Annotated in this window: 21 protein-coding genes; 1 reads left to right on the top strand and 20 read right to left on the bottom strand. The window is 65.9% G+C overall.

Annotated features, from left to right (window positions below; genetic code table 11):
- Positions 1–42 precede the first annotated feature (42 nt).
- Positions 43–1,203, bottom strand: a complete 1,161-nt coding sequence (gene sucC / locus B8V81_RS22695) for an ADP-forming succinate--CoA ligase subunit beta (protein WP_028597447.1) — start codon at positions 1,201–1,203, stop codon at positions 43–45.
- Positions 1,204–1,469: 266 nt separating this feature from the next.
- On the opposite strand from sucC, the gene B8V81_RS22700 reads away from it, so the two are divergent.
- Positions 1,470–3,026 (top strand): YifB family Mg chelatase-like AAA ATPase, encoded by a 1,557-nt coding sequence (locus tag B8V81_RS22700; protein WP_043110887.1) that lies wholly within the window; start codon positions 1,470–1,472, stop codon positions 3,024–3,026.
- Positions 3,027–3,078: 52 nt separating this feature from the next.
- Here the strand turns inward: B8V81_RS22700 and B8V81_RS22705 are convergent, their stop codons facing one another.
- The 19 genes from B8V81_RS22705 to fabD form a co-directional block, all read right to left on the bottom strand.
- Complete coding sequence (locus tag B8V81_RS22705) at positions 3,079–3,531, bottom strand: YraN family protein (protein ID WP_240478921.1); 453 nt, start codon at positions 3,529–3,531, stop codon at positions 3,079–3,081.
- Entirely contained in the window at positions 3,528–3,881 is a 354-nt protein-coding gene (locus B8V81_RS22710; RefSeq protein ID WP_052332926.1) for an EscU/YscU/HrcU family type III secretion system export apparatus switch protein, read from the bottom strand. Before B8V81_RS22710 ends, B8V81_RS22705 begins: the two co-directional genes overlap by 4 nt.
- A gap of 47 nt (positions 3,882–3,928) precedes the next feature.
- Positions 3,929–6,064, bottom strand: a complete 2,136-nt coding sequence (locus tag B8V81_RS22715) for a flagellar hook-length control protein FliK (protein WP_028597450.1) — start codon at positions 6,062–6,064, stop codon at positions 3,929–3,931.
- Between the two features lie 180 nt (positions 6,065–6,244).
- On the bottom strand, positions 6,245–7,000 hold the full coding sequence (locus tag B8V81_RS22720; RefSeq protein ID WP_240478922.1) for a ribonuclease HII: 756 nt from the start codon (positions 6,998–7,000) through the stop codon (positions 6,245–6,247).
- Positions 6,997–7,875, bottom strand: a complete 879-nt coding sequence (gene ylqF / locus B8V81_RS22725; RefSeq protein WP_028597452.1) for a ribosome biogenesis GTPase YlqF — start codon at positions 7,873–7,875, stop codon at positions 6,997–6,999. The genes B8V81_RS22720 and ylqF overlap by 4 nt, the downstream gene beginning before the upstream one ends.
- Positions 7,876–7,916: 41 nt before the next feature.
- A complete protein-coding gene (gene lepB / locus B8V81_RS22730; RefSeq protein WP_043110854.1) occupies positions 7,917–8,531 on the bottom strand; it encodes a signal peptidase I in 615 nt (204 codons plus the stop codon).
- A 148-nt stretch (positions 8,532–8,679) separates the two neighbouring features.
- The gene (gene rplS / locus B8V81_RS22735; RefSeq protein ID WP_028597453.1) at positions 8,680–9,024 is read right to left on the bottom strand and encodes a 50S ribosomal protein L19; all 345 of its coding nucleotides are present in this window, start codon (positions 9,022–9,024) and stop codon (positions 8,680–8,682) included.
- A gap of 157 nt (positions 9,025–9,181) precedes the next feature.
- Positions 9,182–9,952, bottom strand: a complete 771-nt coding sequence (trmD, locus tag B8V81_RS22740) for a tRNA (guanosine(37)-N1)-methyltransferase TrmD (RefSeq protein WP_028597454.1) — start codon at positions 9,950–9,952, stop codon at positions 9,182–9,184.
- Positions 9,953–9,956: 4 nt separating this feature from the next.
- Positions 9,957–10,475 (bottom strand): ribosome maturation factor RimM, encoded by a 519-nt coding sequence (rimM, locus tag B8V81_RS22745; RefSeq protein WP_028597455.1) that lies wholly within the window; start codon positions 10,473–10,475, stop codon positions 9,957–9,959.
- Positions 10,476–10,568: 93 nt separating this feature from the next.
- Positions 10,569–10,841 (bottom strand): 30S ribosomal protein S16, encoded by a 273-nt coding sequence (gene rpsP, locus B8V81_RS22750; RefSeq protein ID WP_028597456.1) that lies wholly within the window; start codon positions 10,839–10,841, stop codon positions 10,569–10,571.
- A 44-nt stretch (positions 10,842–10,885) separates the two neighbouring features.
- The gene (ffh, locus tag B8V81_RS22755; RefSeq protein ID WP_028597457.1) at positions 10,886–12,298 is read right to left on the bottom strand and encodes a signal recognition particle protein; all 1,413 of its coding nucleotides are present in this window, start codon (positions 12,296–12,298) and stop codon (positions 10,886–10,888) included.
- 25 nt (positions 12,299–12,323) lie between these two features.
- Positions 12,324–12,704: a YlxM family DNA-binding protein gene (ylxM, locus tag B8V81_RS22760; protein ID WP_028597458.1), complete on the bottom strand. Its 381-nt coding sequence runs from the start codon at positions 12,702–12,704 to the stop codon at positions 12,324–12,326.
- Between the two features lie 84 nt (positions 12,705–12,788).
- Entirely contained in the window at positions 12,789–13,796 is a 1,008-nt protein-coding gene (gene ftsY, locus B8V81_RS22765) for a signal recognition particle-docking protein FtsY (protein WP_028597459.1), read from the bottom strand.
- A gap of 40 nt (positions 13,797–13,836) precedes the next feature.
- Positions 13,837–17,421 (bottom strand): chromosome segregation protein SMC, encoded by a 3,585-nt coding sequence (gene smc, locus B8V81_RS22770; RefSeq protein ID WP_101809243.1) that lies wholly within the window; start codon positions 17,419–17,421, stop codon positions 13,837–13,839.
- Positions 17,422–17,539: 118 nt separating this feature from the next.
- Positions 17,540–18,238 (bottom strand): ribonuclease III, encoded by a 699-nt coding sequence (rnc, locus tag B8V81_RS22775; protein WP_101809244.1) that lies wholly within the window; start codon positions 18,236–18,238, stop codon positions 17,540–17,542.
- Positions 18,228–19,469: a beta-ketoacyl-ACP synthase II gene (gene fabF, locus B8V81_RS22780; RefSeq protein WP_028597462.1), complete on the bottom strand. Its 1,242-nt coding sequence runs from the start codon at positions 19,467–19,469 to the stop codon at positions 18,228–18,230. Before fabF ends, rnc begins: the two co-directional genes overlap by 11 nt.
- Positions 19,470–19,714: 245 nt before the next feature.
- Entirely contained in the window at positions 19,715–19,948 is a 234-nt protein-coding gene (gene acpP / locus B8V81_RS22785; RefSeq protein WP_021880976.1) for an acyl carrier protein, read from the bottom strand.
- A gap of 118 nt (positions 19,949–20,066) precedes the next feature.
- Positions 20,067–20,816, bottom strand: coding sequence for a 3-oxoacyl-[acyl-carrier-protein] reductase (gene fabG, locus B8V81_RS22790; protein ID WP_028597463.1), 750 nt, complete (start codon positions 20,814–20,816; stop codon positions 20,067–20,069).
- 13 nt (positions 20,817–20,829) lie between these two features.
- On the bottom strand, positions 20,830–21,774 hold the full coding sequence (fabD, locus tag B8V81_RS22795) for an ACP S-malonyltransferase (RefSeq protein ID WP_028597464.1): 945 nt from the start codon (positions 21,772–21,774) through the stop codon (positions 20,830–20,832).
- Positions 21,775–21,813: the final 39 nt, after the last annotated feature.

Genomic DNA, 21,813 nt, shown 5'->3' on the forward strand with positions numbered 1-21,813 from the left:
TCACATCCCCTAACAGAATTCGTCTCTGCAGCCCCAAGGGCGTTATTTTACGAGCGCAACGATTTTTTGAGCGCCGTCGGACATGCTGTCCGCCGCGACCAGGTTCAGGCCCGATTCATTCAGGATCTTCTTGCCAAGCTCGACGTTCGTGCCTTCGAGGCGCACGACGAGCGGACGCTCCAGGCCAAGCTCGCGAGCAGCCGCGACAACGCCTTCCGCGATGACGTCGCAGCGCATGATGCCGCCGAAGATGTTGACGAAGATGCCCTTGACGTTGGCGTCCGACAGCAGGATCTTGAAGGCTTCCGTCACCTTCTCCTTCGTCGCGCCGCCCCCTACGTCGAGGAAGTTGGCCGGGTCGCCGCCGTAATGCTTGATGATGTCCATCGTCGCCATCGCGAGGCCGGCGCCGTTGACCATGCAGCCGATGTTGCCGTCGAGCGCGATGTAGCTGAGGTCATACTTGGAGGCTTCGATTTCCTTGGCGTCCTCTTCCTCGAGGTCGCGCAGCGCCAGGATGTCCTTGTGGCGGAACAGGGCGTTGGAGTCGAAGTTCAGCTTGGCGTCGAGCGCCATGACATTGCCGTCGCCGGTGACGACGAGCGGGTTGATCTCGGCGATCGAGCAGTCCTTGTCCACGAACGCCGCATAAAGGGCCGTCATGAACTGGACCGCCTTGCGGACGAGCTCTTTCGGGATATTGATAGCGTATGCAAGACGCTGGGCTTGGAACGGCAGCAGGCCGACCGCCGGATCGATGACTTCCTTGATGATCTTCTCCGGGGAATGCTCCGCGACTTCTTCAATCTCCGTGCCGCCCTCTTCGGACGCCATCATGACGACGCGGCCGGTCGCGCGGTCGACGACGACGCCGACATAGTATTCCTTCTTGATGTCGCAGCCTTGCTCGATCAGCAGGCGCTTGACTTCCTTGCCCTCCGGACCCGTCTGATGCGTGACGAGCGTCTTGCCCAGAATTTCGGATGCGTACTGGCGCACCTCGTCCAGGCTCTTCGCTACCTTGACGCCGCCGGCCTTGCCGCGGCCGCCCGCATGGATCTGCGCCTTGACCACAACGACGGAAGTTCCCAGTTCCTTGGCTGCCTCAACAGCCTCGTCCACCGTGAAGGCGACCTTGCCTTCCGGGACTGCGACCCCGTATTGTTTCAAGACTTCTTTGCCTTGATACTCATGAATGTTCATTCACGACATCCTCCAATCCTCTGACTCGGGTGGAAACAGCTAGATCAAATCAAACAAACATCTGTCATTATATCACAACCCGCGACTCGCTTCGCGCAAAATCACGCTCCGACCGTAAAAATTTTTTTGCGTTTCGGTAAAAGTGGAACGGAATGGAAGCGCGGTTGACACCGCGGCTGGGCTGGTCTAATCTTAACGTATCCATATACTTTTCAGGGAAGTAAGGAAGCACCTTCGCCCGTTATTCGGGGAGGGTGCTTTTTGTCATGTCCTACAGTTCGTTCTCCAGCGCCAGCGTGCAGGGCGTCGACGGACGGCTCGTCGCCGTCGAGGTCGATCTCGCCAGCGGCTTGCCGCAAATCGCCGTCGTCGGCCTGCCCGATCCGGCCGTGCGCGAGTCGGTCGAGCGCGTCCGCGCCGCCCTGCGCAACTGCGGCTTTCAATTTCCGATGCAGCGCATCACCGTCAATCTCGCGCCTGCCGACATGCGCAAGGAAGGCACCGCCTACGATCTGGCGATCGCGGCCGCGATCCTGTCGGCAAGCGGCCAGCTGGAGGGGCGGATGTTCGAGCATACCCTCGTCATCGGCGAGCTCGCGCTCAGCGGCGAGCTGCGCTCCGTGCCCGGCGTGCTGCCGATGGCGGCGGAGGCGCGGCGGCTCGGCCTGCGGCGCGTGCTCGTCCCCGCCGCCAACGCAGCCGAGGCGGCGCTGGTCGGCGATCTCGACGTCTATTCGGCACGCAGCCTGACTGAGCTTGCCGCCGCCTGCCGCAGCGGAGAGGAGTGGCGCTCGCTGCTGTGGGAGGCAGGCGCGGATGCGGCGGCGCCTTCCTGCGCGGCGGGCGGCCCGAGCGCCGGGCTCGATTACGCGGATGTGATCGGCCAGCACGGCGCCAAGCGCGCGCTGGCGATCGCGGCCGCCGGCAGGCATAATTTGCTGCTGTCGGGACCGCCCGGCACGGGCAAGACGATGCTCATCCGCCGGCTGCCCGGCATCCTGCCGGCGATGAGCCGCGAGGAAGCGCTCGAGGTGACGAAAATATGCAGCGTCGCCGGCAAGCTGCCTCGGCAAGGGTCGCTGATCGAGGAGCGTCCGTTCCGCGCGCCGCATCATACGATTTCGGCCGCCGGCCTGATCGGCGGCGGCTCGATTCCGCGTCCCGGCGAGGCGACGCTCGCGCATCGCGGCGTGCTTTTTCTCGACGAGCTGCCGGAATTCCCGCGCAGCGCGCTGGAGGCGCTGCGCCAGCCGCTCGAGGATCGCGAGGTGACGCTGGCCAGAGCCAGAGCCGTCTTTCGCTTTCCGGCCTCTTTCCAGCTCGCGGCCTCGATGAATCCATGTCCATGCGGCTACCTCGGCGCTACGGCCGCTGCTCCCGGCCAGCCGGAGTGCAGCTGCTCGGAGACGGCGATCGACCGATACCGCTCCCGCATCTCCGGTCCTTTGCTCGATCGTCTTGACCTGCTCGTCGAAGTGCAGCGGCCGCCGGCTTTGGACAGCAGCCAGACCGGCATGGACAGCGCGCAGATGAGAGAGCTCGTCGCACGCGCGGTCGCGGCGCAGGAAGCCCGCTCGTCCTCCGCCGGCACCGCCTGGAACGGCGAGCTGGCCGGATCGGCCTTGCGCCGGGCCGCATCGCTTCGGCCCGAGGCCGCCCGCCTGCTGCAGCAGGCGTTCGACCAGCTCGGCATCAGCGTCCGCGCTCACGACCGGATCCTCAAGCTGGCGCGGACGATCGCCGACATGGAAGGCTTCGAGCGGATCGAGGCCGCTCATGTCGCCGAGGCGATCCAATACCGCCGCCTGCCCGGCTGGAGCTGAAGCGGGCCGGATTTTCGAAAAAACGCCTTTTGGAGAAGCGGCGACCGCTTCTTCAAAAGGCGTTTTTGACATGCAGCACCTCCAGCGCCCGAAGGCCGGACGCATCCAGCGTCACGGCCGCCGCATCGAAGCGGATCGGCCTGCCGTCCCATCCCTTCTGCTGCAGGTAGACGCCGGCGACTTGACGCACCTTGAGCTGCTTGCGTCCATGCAGCGCTTCGGCGGCGGAACCGAACCGGCTTCCGGTCCTGGCGGAGCGGACCTCGATAAATACGAGCGTGCCGCCGTCCTCCGCGATCAAGTCGAGCTCGCCCAGCCGGCAGCGCCAGTTCCGCTCCAACAGCCGCAAGCCGCCTCGTTCCAGCCAAGCGGCGGCCGCGTCCTCGCCGATCCGTCCGGACTCTTTGCGGCGGTCGCTTCGGGGCGACCGCACCGGCTGGCCCGCGCCGGAGCCGGCTGCATGCGCTGCGCCTCGGCTTTCCTTGCCGATCGGCCGCTTTTTCACCCGCGCCCGCCTCCTTCTTGCCCGCCAGGAGCGTCCAGCGCTCCCGAAAGAGCGCCGGCCTTGCGGTCCGTCTGATAGATGAAGCTCAGCAGCTCCGCGACGAGCTCGTACAGCTCGGCCGGAATCTGCTGGTTCAAATCAAGCTTTGAAAGCACCTCGACCAGCGAGCGGTCCTCCTGGACAGGCACTCCGTTCTCTCGTGCCCGCTGGACGATCTCGTCGGCGAGCTGCCCCTTTCCCTTGGCGACGACCGAAGGCGCTCCTTCTGCCGGGTCGTAGCGGAGCGCGACTGCCGCGCGCGGCGCTTCTTCGGCGCTGCGTCGCCCCTTGCCTTCGCCTTCCTGCCGCATGCGCCCCGTCTCGGACGCTGCTTCTGTCCCCGGCTGTGCATTCCCGCTCATACTTTGATATCCACTCCCCGATAGCGCTCCTGCCCGAATTCCGGCTTGGCCGCTGCGGCTCCCGAGTCTGCTCCCCCGCCCTCGGACGACGGACGGCTATCCGCCGCCCGCAGCCCGAGCAGCCGGTAGCCCGCTTGACGAACCTGGTCGGCCAGGCTTTGACGTCCCGCTTCCAGCAGCGCCGGCACGGCGGGATGATCGGCGAATACCGTCAACGAGACGACCTTGTCGACAATCGCCGCGTCAATGAGCGTCGTGCCGAGCTTGTCGAGCTCGAGGTCGAACAACAGGCGGCAGTTCGACGCGTCCACTTCGCCCCGCGCTCCGCGACGCGTCTGCACATGGACGGAGGCGGTCGTCGTGCCGTCCGGCGTGCGCACCGGCAGCTGCAGCGTCAGCTGGGAAAAGAACGCGCCGCTGCGCTCCGGCGTCAGCAGCAGCTGCTGGCCGGTGATCTGCTGCAGCAGCTGGGTCGCCGCGTCGCGCGCGCTCGGCGGCACGTCCGTCGCCGCAAGCAGCTGCAGCAGCGCCGGCTTGAGCGCCGCCGCATCCGCCTGATCCGGCGCCGCGAACGCCGGCAGCGGCAAGCCGGACCGTATCGTCGCGGACGCAGGCGCCTCCGGTCGGAGGCCGCGCGAGGCGGCGCCATCCATTTCCTCCGAGCGAGGCGGCGCCGCCTGGGCCGCCGCTGCCGCTTCCGGACCGCTCCGAGCGGCAGCGGCAGGCGCGTTCATGGCCGCCGAGGCGTCGCCGCGTCCAGCCGCAGCGGTTCGCCCCGCTTCCCCCGATCCCGCCGCCGCTCCCGGCTCGGCCGACGACATGCCGCCTGGGCGAGCGCCTCCGGCCGCCGCATCATGGGGGCCGGCCTCCTGCTGCGGCGCTGCGACGACGGCTGCGGAAGGAACCGTGGAGGCGGCACGGGCCAATTGATGCTCGTGGCCGGCTCCCAGCCATTGCAGCCATGCTTTGACCGCCCCTTGCGGCGGCAGCTTCGCTCCCTCGCCCTCCGCTCCGGCCGCGGAGGCGGCCGCTGCGGCTTCTGCCGCTGCTCGCGCGGCCGGAGGCTCGCCCCCCTGCGGCGCAGGCACGGCCGCGGCCGCAGCTTGCGCCGCAGCGGCGCTGAGCGCCGCGCCGCCCTTCGCTGCGCCGGCTGCATGCCTGCCGTCGGCGCCGGCCAGGACGCCTTTGCCGGAGGCGCCGCCGCCATCCGCCGGAACGCCGCGCCCCGGCAGCGATTCCGCCGCCGCGTCCGCTGCCGGCTCCAGCCATGGCCCGCCCTGCAGCAGCGAAAGCAGCCTCGCCGCAGCATCGGCCGCCTTCAGCGGCGCAGGACCGGCCTTCGCCGCCTCTGCCGCCCCGTCCAGCGGAGCCGCTTCGCCGGCCCCCGCTCCGAGCGAGGCGGTCGGCCCAGCCGGCCGCTGCTTCGCGTCTTGTCCGACCGCCGCGGCCGGAGCGGCCGGAGCCGCCGCTTCGCCGACCCCCGCAGCCCGCTTCGCCAAAGAGCCGTCTCCTTCGGCGGCATCGCTGGGCCGAGCCGAGCCCATCGCCGCCAGCTCCTGCTCGAGCCGCGCCAGCAGCTCATGCACCGGCGGACCGGACAGCGCTTGCCGCAGCCCGAGCAGCGTCTCGCTCGTCAGCGGCATGCCTCGCTGCATGGCGCTCGCCGCCGCTCGCAGCCACTCCCCGGCATCGACGCCGGCCGGCTTCAGCGCCGCAGCCGTCCGCAATCCCTCTGCCGTCTCTGCGGAGAGCGGCAGGCCGGCCGCGCGGATCGCCTTGACGAGCTCGGCCGCGCCTTTGTCGCCTGCGCCGAATCCGAGCTGGCCCGCGAGCTCCTTCCATTTTGGCGCTTCCGCCTCCGCCGCCGGCTTCGCCCCTCTCGCCGCCAGCTGCAGCACGATCACGCCCTCGTCCGTCTCGCCCTTCACTTGAAGCACGGCCGTCTGTCCCGTCTCGAGCGGCGTCTCCAGCTTGGCGAGCAGCTGGCTGTCGCCGATCTGCAGCAGCGCTCCGTCCTTCCCATGCGCTTCCAGCACCGTCGCCCGCACGGTCTGTCCCGGCCGCAGCTCCAGCGCCCGGCTTGCGGCAGGCTGGAGGTCGCCGATCGCTTTCAGAAACGATCCGATATTCATCCGCTGCCTCCTCGCTGCTCTAAGCTTCACTGCCGCCTCGTCCGCTTGCCTGCGCCGATGAGGCGGCTAACTCTATCCCGTTATATCGACCGCGCCGCTCCCGTTTGTGAGCCGCTGCCCTTTTGCCGTCCAAAAAAAGTCCCGCCTGCATGGGATGCGGGCGGGACTTCGAAGCTTTTTTTAGAAAAGCTGCAGCTGCTCTTCCGGCAATATCTTGCCGAGAAAGGAGCGGCGATGCAGCGTTGTCGGTCCGTAACGCGCCAGCGCTTCGCGATGGCGGGCTGTGGCGTAGCCTTTATGTACCGCGATGCCGTACTCGGGGTAGTGCAGGTCCCAGATCTCCTTGCAAAGCCGGTCCCGCGTCACCTTGGCCATGATCGAGGCGGCCCCGATCGACTGGCTGAGCGCATCGCCGTGGATGATCCGCGTCTGCGGCAGATCGATCTCAACCGTCTCCGCATCGACGAGCAGATGGTCCGGCGTGACTCCCAGCGCTTCGACCGCTTTTTTCATCGCGAGGCGCGAGGCCTGGCGAATGTTGATCCGGTCGATCTCCGCCGCGTCGATGCGGGCGACCGCCCAGGCGACGGCCGACTCCGCGATGACGTCGTACAGCTGCTCGCGCTTTTTCTCGCTCAGCTTTTTGGAGTCGTGGACGCCGTCCAGCACAAGGCCGGCCGGCAGCACGACTGCAGCGGCGACCACATCGCCGAACAAGCAGCCGCGGCCGACCTCATCGACGCCGCAGACGAGTCCGGCCCCTTGCCCCCATAGCGCCTTTTCAAAAGCGAGCCGATCGTCCGCCTCCGCGAGCTGCTGCTGCGGCAGCCGATCCGCTTGCCCGTCGAGAACGGCCTCCGGCCTGGCATTCGCCATCGGCTCAAACGGCAGCTGCGCTTCTCGCGCCTCTCCGCCGCGAGGCTTGCGGCGGCTCATGCGCGGCCGGCCGGCGGAGCCGCCTCCAGCGTGAGCCGGCCGAGCTTGCCGGCGCGCAGCTCGCGCAGGATGATGCCCGACGCCTTTTCGAGATCGACGCGCCCGCCGCTGACGAGACAGCCGCGGCTGCGTCCGATCTGCTCCATGACCGCCACGATCTGCATGTTGTCGTCGAGATCGGTCGGCGGCTCATCGAGGCCGAACCGCTCGCGCATCTCCGGCCAATAGCGTTCCGCGAGCACCCGAACGGCGAAGTAAGCGACATCCTCGATGTTGAGCACCTGCTCCTTGATCGCTCCGGTCATCGCCAGCTTGTAGCCGACGAGCTGATCCTCGAACTTGGGCCAAAGGATGCCCGGCGTATCGAGCAACTCCATCTCGCTGCCGACCTTGATCCATTGCTGGCCCTTGGTCACGCCCGGACGGTCGCCCGTCGCGGCGATGTACCGCCCGGCGAGCCGGTTCGTCAGCGTCGACTTGCCGACGTTCGGGATGCCGACGATGAGCGCCCTCATGGCGCGCGGATTCATGCCGCGGTCAAGCATGCGCTGGATCTTTTCGTGCAGGATCTCCCTCACCCGATGAGGGATCTCGTTCACCCTCGAGCCCGTGGACGAATCGACGGCGATGCTGGCAAAACCGCGCGAGGCGAAGTAGGCCATCCAGCGCTCGGTCTCCTTCGGATCCGCCAGATCCGCCTTGTTCAGCAGGATGAGCCGCGGCTTTCCTTTCAGGATGTCGTCGACCATCGGGTTGCGGCTGGACATCGGCACGCGCGCGTCCAGCAGCTCGATCGCGATGTCGATCAGCTTGAGCTTGTCCTCGATCTGCCTGCGCGCTCTTGTCATATGTCCCGGGAACCACTGAATCGTCATACAGACACCTCTTTATAAAATAATGTAGGGCAGGCTTTCGCCTACCCATGCTTGATGATCTGGATATCGGTCAGCGGCCAGAAAATGACGTCGGCCCGTCCGATCAGCTGATCGTACGGAATGTAGCCGATCCGGCGGCTGTCCTCGCTATTGCTGCGGTTGTCGCCCATCGCCAGGAACGAGTCGGCCGGCACCGTGCCTTCCGTGACGAGCTCGTTCGGGAAGTTCGGTCCGGTCTGGTTCCATAGCTCGCCTCTAGCTTGCGCCTCGGCGATCGCTTGCTTCAGATAGGGCTCGTCCTGCTTCTCGTCATTGACGTACACCTCGTCGCCTTCGACCCTGACCGTGTCGCCCGGCAGCGCGATGACACGCTTGATGAAGTCGCGATTCTCCTGCGGGACGTGGAACACGACCACCTCGCCGCGCTTCGGCTCGCGAATTTCGTACAGGATCTTGTTGACGATAAGCCTTTCTCCCGTGTGGAAGTTCGGCTGCATGGACGGACCGTCCACCGCGAACGGCGCGAACAGGAACCAGCGGATGATCCACACGAGCAGGGCCGCGATCGCAAGCGCCTTGACCCACTCAAATATCTCTTTCCGAGCTTTGTTGCCGCCGGATTCCGGCTGCTGCTCCTGGAGCTGCTCGTCCACCATCTGTGCTCCGCCTTCTTTCTCGGACCCGCGAGGGGTGCGTTCTCTATCTGCGCTCTCGGCTCCCGCCGCAAGCAGAGCGGGCTTCATCTGTACACGAAAAGGGGCTTGTTTGCGGCAAGCCCCTCTTTGCATTTCATCATGTGGCGGACTAGCGGCGGATCTCTTTGATCCGTGCTGCCTTGCCGCGCAGTTCACGCAGGTAGTACAGTTTCGCGCGGCGCACTTTACCGCGGCGGGTAACCTCGATGCGATCGATCTTCGGCGAGTTGATCGGGAACGTACGCTCCACGCCAACACCGTAAGAAATCTTGCGGACGGTGAACGTCTCGCTGATTCCGCCGCCGCGACGTTTGATGACAACGCCTTCGAACAGCTGAACCCGCTCGCGGGATCCCTCGATAACCTTTACGTACACTTTAAGCGTGTCGCCTGGACGGAAGCTCGGGATGTCCTTGCGCAGCTGCTCTTGCGTAATCGCTTGTACAATGTTCATGAGTAGTGCCTCCTTCCACCATAGACGTTCATATAAGCTACCCGGGCTCGCCTTATGAGCCGGATCGTCGCCGATAGAGGACCGTCCGAGTCTGCAAACAACATTTCAAATCGTACCATACTCTAGGCCGATTGACAAGCGCCTCGGCGCAGATCGGCTATTTTTTTCCGGCATCCTCGGCGCTTGCCTGCTCCTCAAGCCGCCGCTGCTCCAGCCAGCGGCGCTCCTTGTCGCTCAGCGGCGCCTCCTCCAGCAGATCCGGACGCCGCTGCAGCGTGCGCAGCATCGACTGCTCGCGGCGCCACTGCTCGATCCGGCTGTGATGGCCGGACAGCAGCACCTCCGGCACTTCCCAGCCCCGGAAGCTGGCCGGACGCGTGTAGTGCGGATGCTCCAGCAGCCCGGTGCTGTAGGAGTCCGTCACCGCCGACGACTCGTTGCCGAGCACGCCCGGCAGCAGGCGGACGATGCTGTCGATCATGACCATCGCAGGCAGCTCTCCGCCGGTCAGGACATAATCGCCGATCGACAGCTCGTCCGTGACGAGATGCTCGCGGATGCGCTCGTCATAGCCTTCGTAATGGCCGCAGATGAAGACGAGGCGCTTTTCCTGCGACAGCTCCTCCGCCTTGGCCTGGGTGAAGGGCTGTCCCTGCGGGCACATCAGGATGACGCGGGGGGAACCGGCTTCCTCGCCGCTCCCAAGCAGGTCCTCGACCGCCGCGAACACCGGCTCGGCCTTGAGCACCATGCCGCCCCCGCCGCCGTACGGATAGTCGTCCACCGTATTATGCTTGTTGCCCGAGTAGGCCCGGAAGTTCACCGCCTGCAGCGAGACGATGCCCTTGTCCCTCGCCTTGCCGAGGATGCTCGCGCCGAAGACGCCGTCGAACATCTCGGGAAACAGCGTCAGCACGTCGATCCGCATGGCGCTACAACAGCCCTTCCAGCAGCCGTACCGTAATCTGCTTGGCGCGGACGTTCACCTTGCGCACGACATCGTCGATATACGGCAGCAGCAGCTCCTTGCCGCTCTCGAGCTCGACGACCCAGACGTCGTTCGCTCCGGGACGCAAAATCTCGGTCACGACGCCGAGCCGCTCGCCGTCCTCGGTGACGACCTCGCTGCCGATGATGTCCGAGTAGTAGAACTCGCCCTCGTCCAGCGCGTCGCGCTGCTCCGCCGAGATCTTGAGCAGGCTGCCCTTGAACTTCTCGACGTCATTGATGTTCTCGTAGCCCTTCAGCTTGACGATATACACGTTTTTATGGGATCGCGCATTCTGCACCTCGACCAGCACGGCGCCTTGCTGCCCGTCCTTTTGGATCGAGAGCTTGCTGCCGGGAGCGAACCGGCGCTCCGCGAAGTCCGTATGCGGCACGATCTTCAGCTCGCCGCGAATGCCGTGCGTGTTGGCGATCTCGCCGACCGTGAACCATTGATCCGCCATCCATCTCACCTCGCCTTGGATGCAAAAGGGGCTAGGATATCATCCTAACCCTTTTGCGATGCTTATATTCGGGTCGTCCCGAACGGGAGAACCTTACTTCTGGTGCTTTTGCTCGTGGAACTTCGTGAGCACGCCTGCTTTGGAAAGCAGGTTGCGGACGGTGTCGGAAGCTTGCGCTCCCGTTTGCAGCCACTTGAGGGCTTTTTCTTCGTCGATATTCACTTGAGCCGGTTGAGCAACCGGGTTATAAGTACCGATTTCTTCGATGAAACGGCCATCGCGCGGGGAACGGGAATCCGATACTACGACGCGGTAGAACGGAGCCTTGTGCGCACCGATGCGTTTCAGACGGATACGTACTGCCATTATACTTCACCTCCTTGAAAGAATCAGGGCCGTGCCCGCGGCGCTCAGCCGAACGGGAACTTGCCTTTCTTGCCGCCGCCTCCGCCGAACATGCCCTTCAGGCTGTTCATGTTGAGGCCGCCCTTGGGCATCTTCGGCCCTTTGCCGCCGGGACCGCCCATCATCGAGCTGAACTGCTTCATCATCTTGCGCATGTCGTCGAACTGCTTGACCAGACGGTTGACCTCTGCGACCGACGTGCCGCTGCCGGCCGCGATGCGCCTCCGGCGGCTGTGGTTGAGCAGCTCCGGCTTGCGCTTCTCCTCGGTCGTCATCGACTTCACGATCGCCTCGATCCGGCCGACCTGCTTGTCGTCGACCTTCATGTCCTTCAAGCCCTTCATCTTGTTCATGCCGGGCATCATCTCCAGGATCTGATCGAGCGGCCCCATGTTCCGGACCTGCTCCATCTGCTCCAGGAAATCCTCGAACGTGAACTCAGCGTTGCGCATCTTGCGCTCCATCTCGGCCGCTTTGTCGGCGTCGATGCCGGCCTGCGCCTTTTCGATGAGCGACAGCATGTCGCCCATGCCGAGAATCCGCGATGCCATCCGCTCCGGATGGAACGGCTCGAGCGGCTCGATCTTCTCGCCGGTCGCGGCGAACTTGATCGGACAGCCGGTGACCGCCTTGACGGACAGCGCCGCGCCGCCGCGCGTATCGCCGTCGAGCTTGGTGAGCACGACGCCGGTCAGCGCCAGCTGGTCGTGGAAGCTCTGGGCGACGTTGACCGCTTCCTGGCCGGTCATCGCATCGACGACGAGCAGCACCTCGTCCGGCCGCGTCACTTCATGGATCTGCTTGAGCTCCTCCATGAGCGCCTCGTCGATATGCAGCCGTCCGGCCGTATCGATGATGACGTAGTCGAGGCCGTTGTCCTTGGCATGCTGCACGCCTTGGCGGGCGATCTCGACCGGCGACGTCTGGTCGCCCAGCGTGAATACCGGCACGTCGATGCCGCTGCCGACGACCTGCAGCTGCTTGATCGCGGCAGGACGATAGATGTCGCCCGCGACGAGCAGCGGCTTGTGGCTCGACTTCTTGAGCATGAGGGCGAGCTTGCCCGACGTCGTCGTCTTGCCCGCGCCTTGCAGGCCGGCCATCATGATGACGGTCGGAGGCTTGCCGGCCTTGGCCAGCTTGCTCTGCGTCCCGCCCATCAGCTCCGTCAGCTCTTTGTTGACGATGTCGATGATGACCATGCCCGGCGTGAAGCTCTTCTGCAGCTCCTGGCCGAGCGCCTTTTCCTTGACCTTGGCGATGAACTCCTTGACGACCTTGAAGTTGACGTCCGCTTCGAGCAGGGCCAGCCTGACCTCGCGCATGGCGTCGTTCAGATCGTCCTCGGTCACCTTGCCTTTGCCGCGCAGCTTGCCGAACACGTTCTGCAGCCGGCTCGACAATCCTTCAAATGCCATATGCCGCCACCTCCCGTCCTCATGTCTATCGCTTGTCTATGTCCAGCAGCGTCTCCCGCAGCTCCCGCCCCAGAGAGCGGATGCGCTCCCCGGGTCCGGACGGATCGTCCAGGCCGGACGCTGCGGCGTCCAGCTCATCCAGAAGGCGTCCCGCGGACGCCAGCCGGGCGAGCAGGCCGAGCTTGCTCTCGTAATCCTCCAGCAGCAGGCCGCCGCGCTTCACATGCTCGTACACGGCCTGCCGGCTGACGCCGAGCTCCGCCGCGATCTCTCCGAGCGAAAAGTCCTCCCGAAAGTAAAACGTCAGGATCTCGACCTGCTTGTCCGTGAGCAGCGCTCCGTACAGGTCGAACAGCAGGTTGATCCGCGTCGTCTTCTCCAGCGCGTCGCGGCTTTCCGTCGCCATCCGAGCAGCTCCTTCATCCGAGGCTTTTCTTCGCGAGACCTATCATAACCCAGGGGCGCGGCAGGTGTCAAGGGATGAACCTTGTCACCTGGACGAATCGGATCCGTCCTGCGCATCCTGATCGCGGATCAAGCCGGCGAACAGAGCATGCACGAACTGCTCGCTGTCGAACTGCTGCAGATCTTCCATCTTCTCGCCGAGGCCGACGAACTTGACCGGCAGGCTCAGCTCGTGGCGGATCGCGATGACGATGCCGCCCTTGGCCGTGCTGTCGAGCTTCGTCAGCACGAGCCCGGTCACGCCGCTCTTCTCGCCGAACAGCTTCGCCTGGCTGAGCGCGTTCTGGCCGGTATTGGCGTCGAGCACGAGCAGCACCTCATGCGGCGCGCCCGGAATCTCCCGCTGGATGACGCGGAAGATCTTGTTCAGCTCCTCCATCAGATTGTTCTTGTTCTGCAGCCGGCCCGCCGTATCGCACAGCAGCACGTCGACCTTGCGCTGCTTGGCCGCCTGCACCGCGTCGAACATGACGGCCGCCGGATCGGAGCCGGACTGCTGGCGGATGACGTCGACGCCGACGCGCTGCCCCCATACCTCGAGCTGCTCGATCGCGCCTGCGCGGAACGTATCCCCCGCCGCCATCAGCACCGTCTTGCCCTCGCTCTTGAAGCGGTGGGCCAGCTTGCCGATCGTCGTCGTCTTGCCGACGCCGTTGACGCCGACGAACAGGATGACCGTGATGCCCTCCTCCGCCATGCGCAGTCCGTTGTCCTGATCGCCGCCGAGCAGCCCGACGAGCTTCTCCGACAGCACCGGCTGCAGCTGCCCTGCGTCCTCGATCTTCCGCTTCTTCACCTCGGCGCGCAGGTCGTCGATCAGGTCCATGACCGTATTGACGCCGACATCGGCGCTGATGAGGATCTCCTCGAGCTCCTCATAGAACTCCTCGTCGATCTTCTTGCGCCGCGTGATCAGCTCCTCGACGCGCTCGACGAGCGCGGTGCGCGTCTTGGCGAGTCCTTCCTTGAAGACGTTCGTCACCGATTCCGTCTTGCTCGCGATGCTTTCCTTCAGCTTTTTGAAAAAGCCCATGGCTATCCCTCCGAAGCTAGCTTATCCCTTCATTCCTCTATCAAGCCGACGCCGACTCGCCGCCGAACTCGTCCTCGAGGCGGACGGAGACGAGCTTGGACACGCCGCCTTCCTCCATCGTGACGCCGTACAGCACGTCGGCTTCTTCCATCGTTCCTTTGCGGTGAGTGACGACGATGAACTGCGTCAGCTCCGAAAACTCGCGCAAATACTGTGCGAAGCGGGAGACGTTGGCCTCGTCGAGCGCCGCCTCGACCTCGTCGAGCACGCAGAACGGCACCGGCTTGACCTGCAGGATCGCGAACAGCAGCGCGATCGCCGTCAGCGCCCGCTCGCCGCCCGAGAGCAGCTGCAGGTTCTGCAGCTTCTTGCCCGGCGGCTGGGCGAGGATGTCGATGCCCGTATCGAGGATCCGCTCGGGATCGGCCAGCGTCAGATCGGCGCGGCCGCCGCCGAACAGCTTGGCGAAGACGACGACAAAATGCCTGCGGATCTCCTCGAACGTCTGCCGGAAGCGCTTCGACATCTCGTCCTCCATCTCGCGGATGACCTCGTACAGCGTCGCCTTGGCCTCCATCAGATCCTGGCGCTGGCTGTCGAGGAACTCGAAGCGCTCGCGCACCCGCTGATACTCCTCGATCGCGCCGAGATTGACCTCGCCGAGGCCGGCGACGCGGCGCTTCAGCTCGCGCACCGCGCCTTGCGCCTCGGCGGGATCGCCTTCGAGCGCGTAGCGGGCTTTGGCCAGCTCGTAGCTGAGTCCGTATTCCTCGCTCAGCTTGCGCAGCAGGTTGTCGAGCTCGACGTCGAGCCGGTTTACGGCGATCTCCGTCTGCCGTAGCTGCTCCTCCACCCGCTTCAGGCCGCTGCGCTGCTCGCGCGTCTCGCTTTCCATCTGCTCGAGCTCGCGGCTCTTGTCCGCGCGCGCGGAGCGGGCGAGCTCGGTCTGCTCGGCCGTCTCCTGCTTGCGCAGGCGCAGCCGGTTGAGCTCCTCGATCTGCGCGACCGACGCCGCCTCCAGCTCCTCCTGCTCGGCGCTGCGCTGCCGCTGCTGCGCCTCCAGCGACGCCGCCTCGGTACGGGCGCGGGCGCTCTCCGAGCGGAGTCGCGACAGCGTATCCTGCAGCGCGAGCCGCTCCTGGTCCGCCTTGGCGACGTGGATCTTAAGGTCGGTGAGCTGCACCTGCAGCTCCTCCTTCTCCGACTCGCTCGCCTTGCGCCGCTCCTCGGCGATGCGGATCGCCTCCTGCAGCCCGGCCTCGCGGATGCCGAGCTCGTCCAGGCGCTCGGCCGCATCGGCGGCCGCCTGGACGAGCTGCCGCTCCTCCTCCTCGAAGCCCGAGCGGTCAGCGGAGAATACCGCTCCCTGCTCCTGCAGTCCGGCCAGCTCGCTCTCCGCATGCTGCAGCTCGGCCCGCTGCTGCTGCTCCTGCAGCTTCAGCCGCTCCGCCTGCTCGCGCAGCTCGTCGCGGTTCTGCGCGGCGATGGAGCCTTCCTTGCGCAGATCGTCCAGCTCCGCCCGCACGCGGGCGAGCTGCCGCTGCAGCTCGGCCGACTCCTCGTCGAGCTGCTCGATCTGCCGCTGGCGGCCGAGCAGGCTGGCGCCTTTTTTCTGCAGGCTGCCCCCGGTCATCGAGCCGCCGGCGTTGACGACATCGCCTTCCAGCGTCACGACGCGGAAGCGATAGCCGCAGCGGGCGGCGATCCGGTTGGCCGCCTCCAGGTTCTCGGCGAGCAGCACGTTGCCGAGCAGATTGCCGACGATCGCCTGGTAGCGCGGCTCGCTGGTCACGAGCTCCGCGGCGATGCCGACGTAGCCCTCCATCGCGGCGACCTGCCGCTTCTCCTGCTCCGGGACGCTGCGGCTCTTGATAACGTCGAGCGGCAGGAACGTCGCCCGTCCGAGCTGCCGCTGCTTGAGGAAGGAGATCGCCGCGCGCGCGGAGCGCTCGTCCTCCATGACGACATGCTGCATCGCTCCGCCGAGCGCCGTCTCGACGGCGACCTCGATGCGCTGCGGCACCCGCACGAGCTCCGCGACCGCGCCGTGCACGCCGGACAAGCCGCCGGAGCTGCGGCGCGCCGCCTTGAGCACCTCGCGCACGCCGTGCATGAAGCCGTCCAGCGCGTCCTGCATCTCCTTCATCGTATCGCGCCGGGAGACGAGCGCCTCCTTGCGCTGCTCCCAAGTCCGCAGGGCGGCCGAAGCCTCCTCCTGCCGCTTCTGCAGCTGCTGCGTCCTTTGCGACTCTTCTATGTACTTGCTGCGGATCCGCTCCAGCTCCGCCGACGAGGCGGCGAGCGCCTCGATCAGCTCCGAGCGGCGAGTCTGCAGGCGGCCGGACTGCTCCTGCCACTTGCCCTCCTCGCCGCCGAGCCGCTCCTTGCGCCGCTGCAGCGCCTCGCGCTGCTGCTCCGCGTAGCGGATCTCGTTGCGCAGCTGCGCCATCGTGCCGAGCACCTCGAGCAGCTCGCCTTTGAGCGATTCGCCGGCCTCCAAGGACGTGCCGCCGGCGACGCCGCGCAGCCGGTTCTCCTCGCTGCCCATGCGGCTGCGCAGGTCGATCAGCTCCGCCTCGAGCGCGCCGGCCTTCGCCCGCGCCTGCTCCTCCTCCGCGGCGAGCTCCGCCTGGCGCGCGGCAGCCGTCTCCAGCGCCTGCGCCAGCTGCTCGCGGCTGTCCGCGAGGTAGCGGCGGCGCTCCTTGAGCACCTCGCCCTGGCCTTCGCATTTTTCGAACTCCTCGCTGTAGGCGAGCATCTGCCCGTGCAGCTCCTCGAGCCGCTCCTCAAGCCGGCGCAGCTGCAGCCGGTCCTGCTCGAGCGACGCGTCGTGGCGGCTGACGACCGCCGACAGCTCCAGCTCCTCCTTCTTCAGCCCTTCCATGCGCGCATTGTTCTCGTTCCAGCTTTTGTGCACGCCCTCGATCTGATGCACGTAGAGCGCGATCTCGCGGTGCTTGAGCTCCTCCTTGATCGACTTGTACAGCAAGGCGCGCTCGGACTGCTCGCGCAGCGGCTCGACCTGGTCCTCGAGCTCGGAGACGAGGTCATGGATGCGGAGCAGATTGCCCTCGGCGTCGTCGAGCTTGCGCTGCGCCTCGCGCTTGCGCGACTTGTACTTGACGATGCCGGACGCTTCCTCGAAAATGCCGCGGCGGTCCTCCGAGCGCGTGCTCAGAATCTCCTCGATCCGACCTTGGCCGATGATGGAGTACGCCTCCTTGCCGATGCCGGTATCCATGAACAGCTCGGTGATGTCCTTGAGCCGGCACGGCTGGCGGTTGATCATGTATTCGCTGTCGCCGCTGCGATGGACCCGCCGCGTCACCGTCACCTCGTGATGCTCGACGGACAGCGCGCCGTCGGAGTTGTCCAGCGTAAGCGAGACTTCCCCGAAGTTGACGGCCTTGCGCGCGTCGCTGCCGGCGAAGATGATGTCCTCCATCTTGCCGCCGCGCAGGCTTTTGGCGCTCTGCTCGCCGAGCACCCAGCGGATGCCGTCGGATATGTTGCTTTTGCCGCTGCCGTTCGGGCCGACGACGGCGGTGATGCCCCTTACGAACTCCATCTCGGTCTTGTCGGCGAACGACTTGAAGCCGGACAGCTCAATGCGTTTCAACAACATCGGTCGATGTCACCTCTTGCGGCTATTGTACCATACGGACAAAAGCCCCGGCACCTGAAGCGGTTCAGGCTGCCGGGGCTTTCGGCCATGCGGTCCGGGCGACAGGCGCCCGTCCTTCCTACACTTCCTCGCGCGTCTTTTCCCAAGCTTCCTCGGCGGCGCGCTGCTCGGCTTCTTTTTTGGTGCGGCCGGAGCCTACGCCGAGCACTTGCTCCCCGACGAGCACCTCCACGACGAACTCGCGGTCATGAGCCGGCCCGCGCTCTTCAGCGACGCGGTATTCCACCGTGCCGAGCGCCAGGTTCTGCGCCCGTTCCTGGAGCTTGGACTTGTAGTCCTTGCCGGACAAGCCCGGCGTGTCCTCCAGCTTGGGGAACATCTCCTGCCGCAGGAAGGCGCGGACCGAATCGACGCCCGCATCGAGATAAAGGGCTCCGATGAACGCCTCGAACAGATCGGCGAGCAACGCCGGGCGCTGGCGCCCGCCGAGCTGCTCCTCTCCTTTGCCCAAGCGGACGTAGGAGCCGAAGTCGAGCAGCTCCGCGAAGCGGGCGAGCGAGGGCTCGCAGACGATGGCGGCCCGCATGCGGGTCAGCTCGCCTTCCGGCCGATCGGGATGCGTGGCGAACAGATGCTCCGAGACGAGCAGCTGGAGCACCGCGTCGCCGAGGAATTCGAGCCGCTCGTTGTCCTCCGAGACGCTGCTGCGATGCTCGTTGACGTACGAGGTGTGCGTGAAGGCGAGCCTCAGCAGCTGCGGCTTGCGGAACGTGAGGCCAAGCTGCCGCTGAAGCTCCTGAATCCGATCACGCTTCATGCTTCTTCATGATGATTGTGGCGTTATGGCCGCCGAAGCCGAACGAGTTCGACAGCGCCACCCGCACGTCCGCCTTGCGGGGCTCGTTCGGCACGTAATCGAGATCCAGCTCCGGATCCTGGTTGTCGAGATTGATCGTCGGCGCGATGACGCCGTTTTCGAGCGTCATCGCCAGGATGACGGCTTCGACTCCGCCGGCCGCGCCGAGCAGATGGCCCGTCATCGACTTGGTCGAGCTGACCGCCAGCTTGTACGCATGGTCGCCGAACGTGTTCTTGATCGCCGTCGTCTCCGACTTGTCGCCGACCGGAGTCGACGTGCCGTGCGCGTTGATATAGTCCACCGCCTCCGGCTCGATGCCGGCGTCGCGGATCGCCATGCGCATGCAGCGCGTCGCTCCGTCCGGGTCCGGCTCCGTCATGTGGTGGGCGTCGCCGCTCATGCCGTAGCCGATCACCTCGGCATAGATATGGGCGCCGCGCGCCTGCGCATGCTCGAGCGACTCGAGAATGAGCACGCCGGCTCCCTCGCCCATGACGAAGCCGTCGCGGTCGACGTCGAACGGACGGCTCGCCTTATGCGGCTCGTCGTTGCGCACGCTCATCGCGCGCATGCTGCAGAAGCCGGCCATCGCCATCGGGCGGATCGTCGACTCGGCGCCGCCGCAGATCATGACGTCGGCGTCGCCGCGCTGGATCATCTTGAACGAGTCGCCGATCGTATGCGTGCCGGTCGCGCAGGCCGTCACGACGGTCGTGTTCGGGCCTTTCGCGCCGGTCGCCATCGACACCTGGCCGGAGGCCATGTTGGCGATCATCATCGGGATGAAGAACGGGCTGACGCGCTTCGGCCCCTTTTCGAGAAGGACGCTGTGCTGGTCCTCCCAGGTGCCGAGGCCGCCGATGCCGGAGCCGACCATGACGCCGGTGCGCTCCGCGTCGGAGTTCTCGCCGATGCGCAGGCCCGCGTCCTCGACCGCCTTCAGGCTGGCGACGACGGCCAACTGCACGAAGCGGTCCATGCGGCGGGCTTCCTTTTTGTCCAGGCCGTAGGCCTCGGGCTCGAAGCCCTTGATCTCGGCCGCGATGCGGGTCGTATACTCGCTCGCGTCGAACGACTCGATGGTCGAGACGCCCGATCTGCCCTCGAGCAGGCTGCCCCAGAACTGGTCCTTGCTGTCGCCCAGGCTTGTCAGCACGCCCAGGCCGGTTACTACGACTCTATTTGTCATTGGTAAAAGGTTCACCTCGGGAAACGGCAGGTTGGACGGCCGGATGCCGGACCGTCTTGAAGCGTCTTGTCATGCGGTGTATGGAATTCCCCGCCTGCTGGAGGCAGGAAAAGATCTTCGTGGTCAGTTCGGATGCGCAGCGCGCATGCGGATGAAGCGGAATGAATCCGGCGGGATGGGACATGCGGAAAACCGCCTGGCGTAAGAGAGAAGTCCCGTCGTGAAACGGGACTCTGCTTGGACAATTACGTATGAGATTGTATGTAATTGACTACTTCTCCCACCGTTGTAATCTTCTCTGCATCTTCATCAGAGATCTCCAGGTCGAATTCATCCTCAAGCTCCATGACCAGCTCGACTACATCTAGCGAGTCAGCGCCGAGGTCATCCTTGAAGGAAGCTTCGAGGGTCACTTCCGCTTCGTCAACGCCAAGGCGATCGACTACGATGCGTTTGACGCGATCCACTACTTCGGACATCCGGTTCACCTCCTCCATCGTATTATACGAGAATCCTATTCAAAATGCCATACGCAAACGGTTCCTCGGAGACGGAACGAAAGCAGGCGGCCGCTATAGGATGGCCGCGCCGCGTCCATTACATGTACATGCCGCCGTCCACATGCACCGTCTGTCCGGTCATGTAGGCGGCCGCATCGGACGCCAGGAAGCGCACCGCGGCGGCGATGTCCTCCGGCCGGCCGAGACGGGCGAGCGGAATGCCGCCGAGCATCGACTCGCGGGCCTCCGCAGGCAGCTTGTCCGTCATGTCCGTCTCGATGAAGCCGGGCGCGACGCAGTTGACGGTGATGCCGCGCGAGCTGAGCTCCCGCGCCGACGACTTGGTGAGGCCGATGACGCCGGCCTTGGCCGCGACATAGTTGGCCTGGCCCGGATTGCCGAGCGCGCCGACGACCGAGGAGATATTGATGATGCGGCCGGAGCGCTGCTTCATCATCGGACGGCTGACGGCCTTGATGCCGTTGAACACGCCCTTCAGGTTCGTCTCGATGACCTGGTCGAACTCCTCTTCCTTCATCCGCATGATCAGATTGTCGCGCGTGATGCCGGCGTTGTTGACGAGGATGTCGATCCTGCCCCAGGCGTCGAGCACGCTTTTGACGAGGCCGTCGAAATCGGCGGCCTTGCCGACGTCGCCCTTGAGCACGAGCGCCTTGCGGCCGAGCGCTTCTACCGCTGCCGCCGTCTCGGCGGCAGCGGCCTCGCTGCCGGCGTAGTTCACCGCCACGTCGGCGCCCGCCTCGGCGAGCGCGACGGCGATCGCGCGGCCGATGCCGCGCGAGGCGCCCGTCACGAGAGCCGTCTTGCCCGTCAGATCTGCAAACATATCCGGTTCCTCCCTATGCTTCGTTGTTCAGCTCGGCGGCTGCCGCCTGCAGCGACTCCACGCTGTTGACGGACAGCACGCGCACGCCGCGGTCCGTCTTTTTGATGAGGCCGGCGAGGACGGAGCCCGAGCCGAGCTCCACGAACGTATCGACGCCTTCGTCGATCAGGCGGCGCACCGTGTCCTCCCACAGCACCGGCGAGTACACCTGCTCCACGAGCAGGCGGCGGATCTCCTCCGCGGCCGTCGCCGGAGCCGCCGTCACGTTGGCGACGACCGGCACCGACGCGTCCCGGATCGCGACCTCGCTCAGCACGGCGGCCAGCTTGTCCGCCGCCGGCTTCATGAGCGAGGAGTGGAACGGCCCGCTCACCTCGAGCGGAATCGCGCGCTTCGCGCCCGCTTCCTTGATGCGCTCGCCCGCCCGGGCGACGCCCTCGGCGCTGCCGGAGATGACGATCTGCCCCGGGCAGTTGACGTTGGCCAGCTCGACGGGATGGCCCTCGGCAGCGATCGAGGCGCAAAGCGCGGCAAGCGCCTCGCGCTCGGCGCCGAGCACGGCGCTCATCGCGCCTTGCCCGCCCGGCACCGCCTGCTCCATGAACTCGCCGCGGCGGCGCACCGTGCGCACGGCGTCGGCGAAGCCGAGCGCTCCCGCCGCCGTCAGCGCGCTGTACTCGCCGAGGCTGTGGCCTGCGACGTAATCCGGCTTGATGCCCGTCTCGCGGAACGCCTCGAGGAAGGCCGCGCTCACCGTCAGCAGCGCCGGCTGCGTGTTGGCCGTCTGCTTGAGCGCTTCATCCGGACCTTGGAAGATCAGCTCGCTCAGCGCGAAGCCGAGCGCGGCGTCCGCCTCCTCGAATACGGCGCGCGCCGCCGGGCTGGCGTCGTACAGGTCCTTGCCCATGCCGACCGCCTGGGCGCCCTGGCCCGGAAATACAAATGCGATTTTGCCCATGCTGAAAGCCGCCTTTCGTAGCTTGTCGGTTGTTGCCGC

Origin of the sequence: Paenibacillus pasadenensis (genome assembly GCF_002864175.1) — a bacterium.
GTDB lineage: Bacteria > Bacillota > Bacilli > Paenibacillales > Paenibacillaceae > Paenibacillus_O > Paenibacillus_O pasadenensis.

Bases quoted from the DNA above. Each gene is read 5' to 3' on its own strand.
- fabD (WP_028597464.1), bottom strand. From the start codon at position 21,774: ATGGGCAAAATCGCATTTGTATTTCCGGGCCAGGGCGCCCAGGCGGTC.
- B8V81_RS22720 (WP_240478922.1), bottom strand. From the start codon at position 7,000: ATGAGCCGCCGCAAGCCTCGCGGCGGAGAGGCGCGAGAAGCGCAGCTG.
- lepB (WP_043110854.1), bottom strand. From the start codon at position 8,531: ATGGTGGACGAGCAGCTCCAGGAGCAGCAGCCGGAATCCGGCGGCAAC.
- rnc (WP_101809244.1), bottom strand. From the start codon at position 18,238: ATGAAGCGTGATCGGATTCAGGAGCTTCAGCGGCAGCTTGGCCTCACG.
- acpP (WP_021880976.1), bottom strand. From the start codon at position 19,948: ATGTCCGAAGTAGTGGATCGCGTCAAACGCATCGTAGTCGATCGCCTT.
- ylxM (WP_028597458.1), bottom strand. From the start codon at position 12,704: ATGGCGACGGAAAGCCGCGACGCGCTGGAGAAGACGACGCGGATCAAC.
- rplS (WP_028597453.1), bottom strand. From the start codon at position 9,024: ATGAACATTGTACAAGCGATTACGCAAGAGCAGCTGCGCAAGGACATC.
- B8V81_RS22710 (WP_052332926.1), bottom strand. From the start codon at position 3,881: ATGCGGCAGGAAGGCGAAGGCAAGGGGCGACGCAGCGCCGAAGAAGCG.
- rimM (WP_028597455.1), bottom strand. From the start codon at position 10,475: ATGGCGGATCAATGGTTCACGGTCGGCGAGATCGCCAACACGCACGGC.
- ylqF (WP_028597452.1), bottom strand. From the start codon at position 7,875: ATGACGATTCAGTGGTTCCCGGGACATATGACAAGAGCGCGCAGGCAG.
- ffh (WP_028597457.1), bottom strand. From the start codon at position 12,298: ATGGCATTTGAAGGATTGTCGAGCCGGCTGCAGAACGTGTTCGGCAAG.
- smc (WP_101809243.1), bottom strand. From the start codon at position 17,421: ATGTTGTTGAAACGCATTGAGCTGTCCGGCTTCAAGTCGTTCGCCGAC.
- fabG (WP_028597463.1), bottom strand. From the start codon at position 20,816: ATGTTTGCAGATCTGACGGGCAAGACGGCTCTCGTGACGGGCGCCTCG.
- ftsY (WP_028597459.1), bottom strand. From the start codon at position 13,796: ATGGGCTTTTTCAAAAAGCTGAAGGAAAGCATCGCGAGCAAGACGGAA.
- fabF (WP_028597462.1), bottom strand. From the start codon at position 19,469: ATGACAAATAGAGTCGTAGTAACCGGCCTGGGCGTGCTGACAAGCCTG.
- rpsP (WP_028597456.1), bottom strand. From the start codon at position 10,841: ATGGCAGTACGTATCCGTCTGAAACGCATCGGTGCGCACAAGGCTCCG.
- sucC (WP_028597447.1), bottom strand. From the start codon at position 1,203: ATGAACATTCATGAGTATCAAGGCAAAGAAGTCTTGAAACAATACGGG.
- trmD (WP_028597454.1), bottom strand. From the start codon at position 9,952: ATGCGGATCGACGTGCTGACGCTGTTTCCCGAGATGTTCGACGGCGTC.
- B8V81_RS22700 (WP_043110887.1), top strand. From the start codon at position 1,470: ATGTCCTACAGTTCGTTCTCCAGCGCCAGCGTGCAGGGCGTCGACGGA.
- B8V81_RS22715 (WP_028597450.1), bottom strand. From the start codon at position 6,064: ATGAATATCGGATCGTTTCTGAAAGCGATCGGCGACCTCCAGCCTGCC.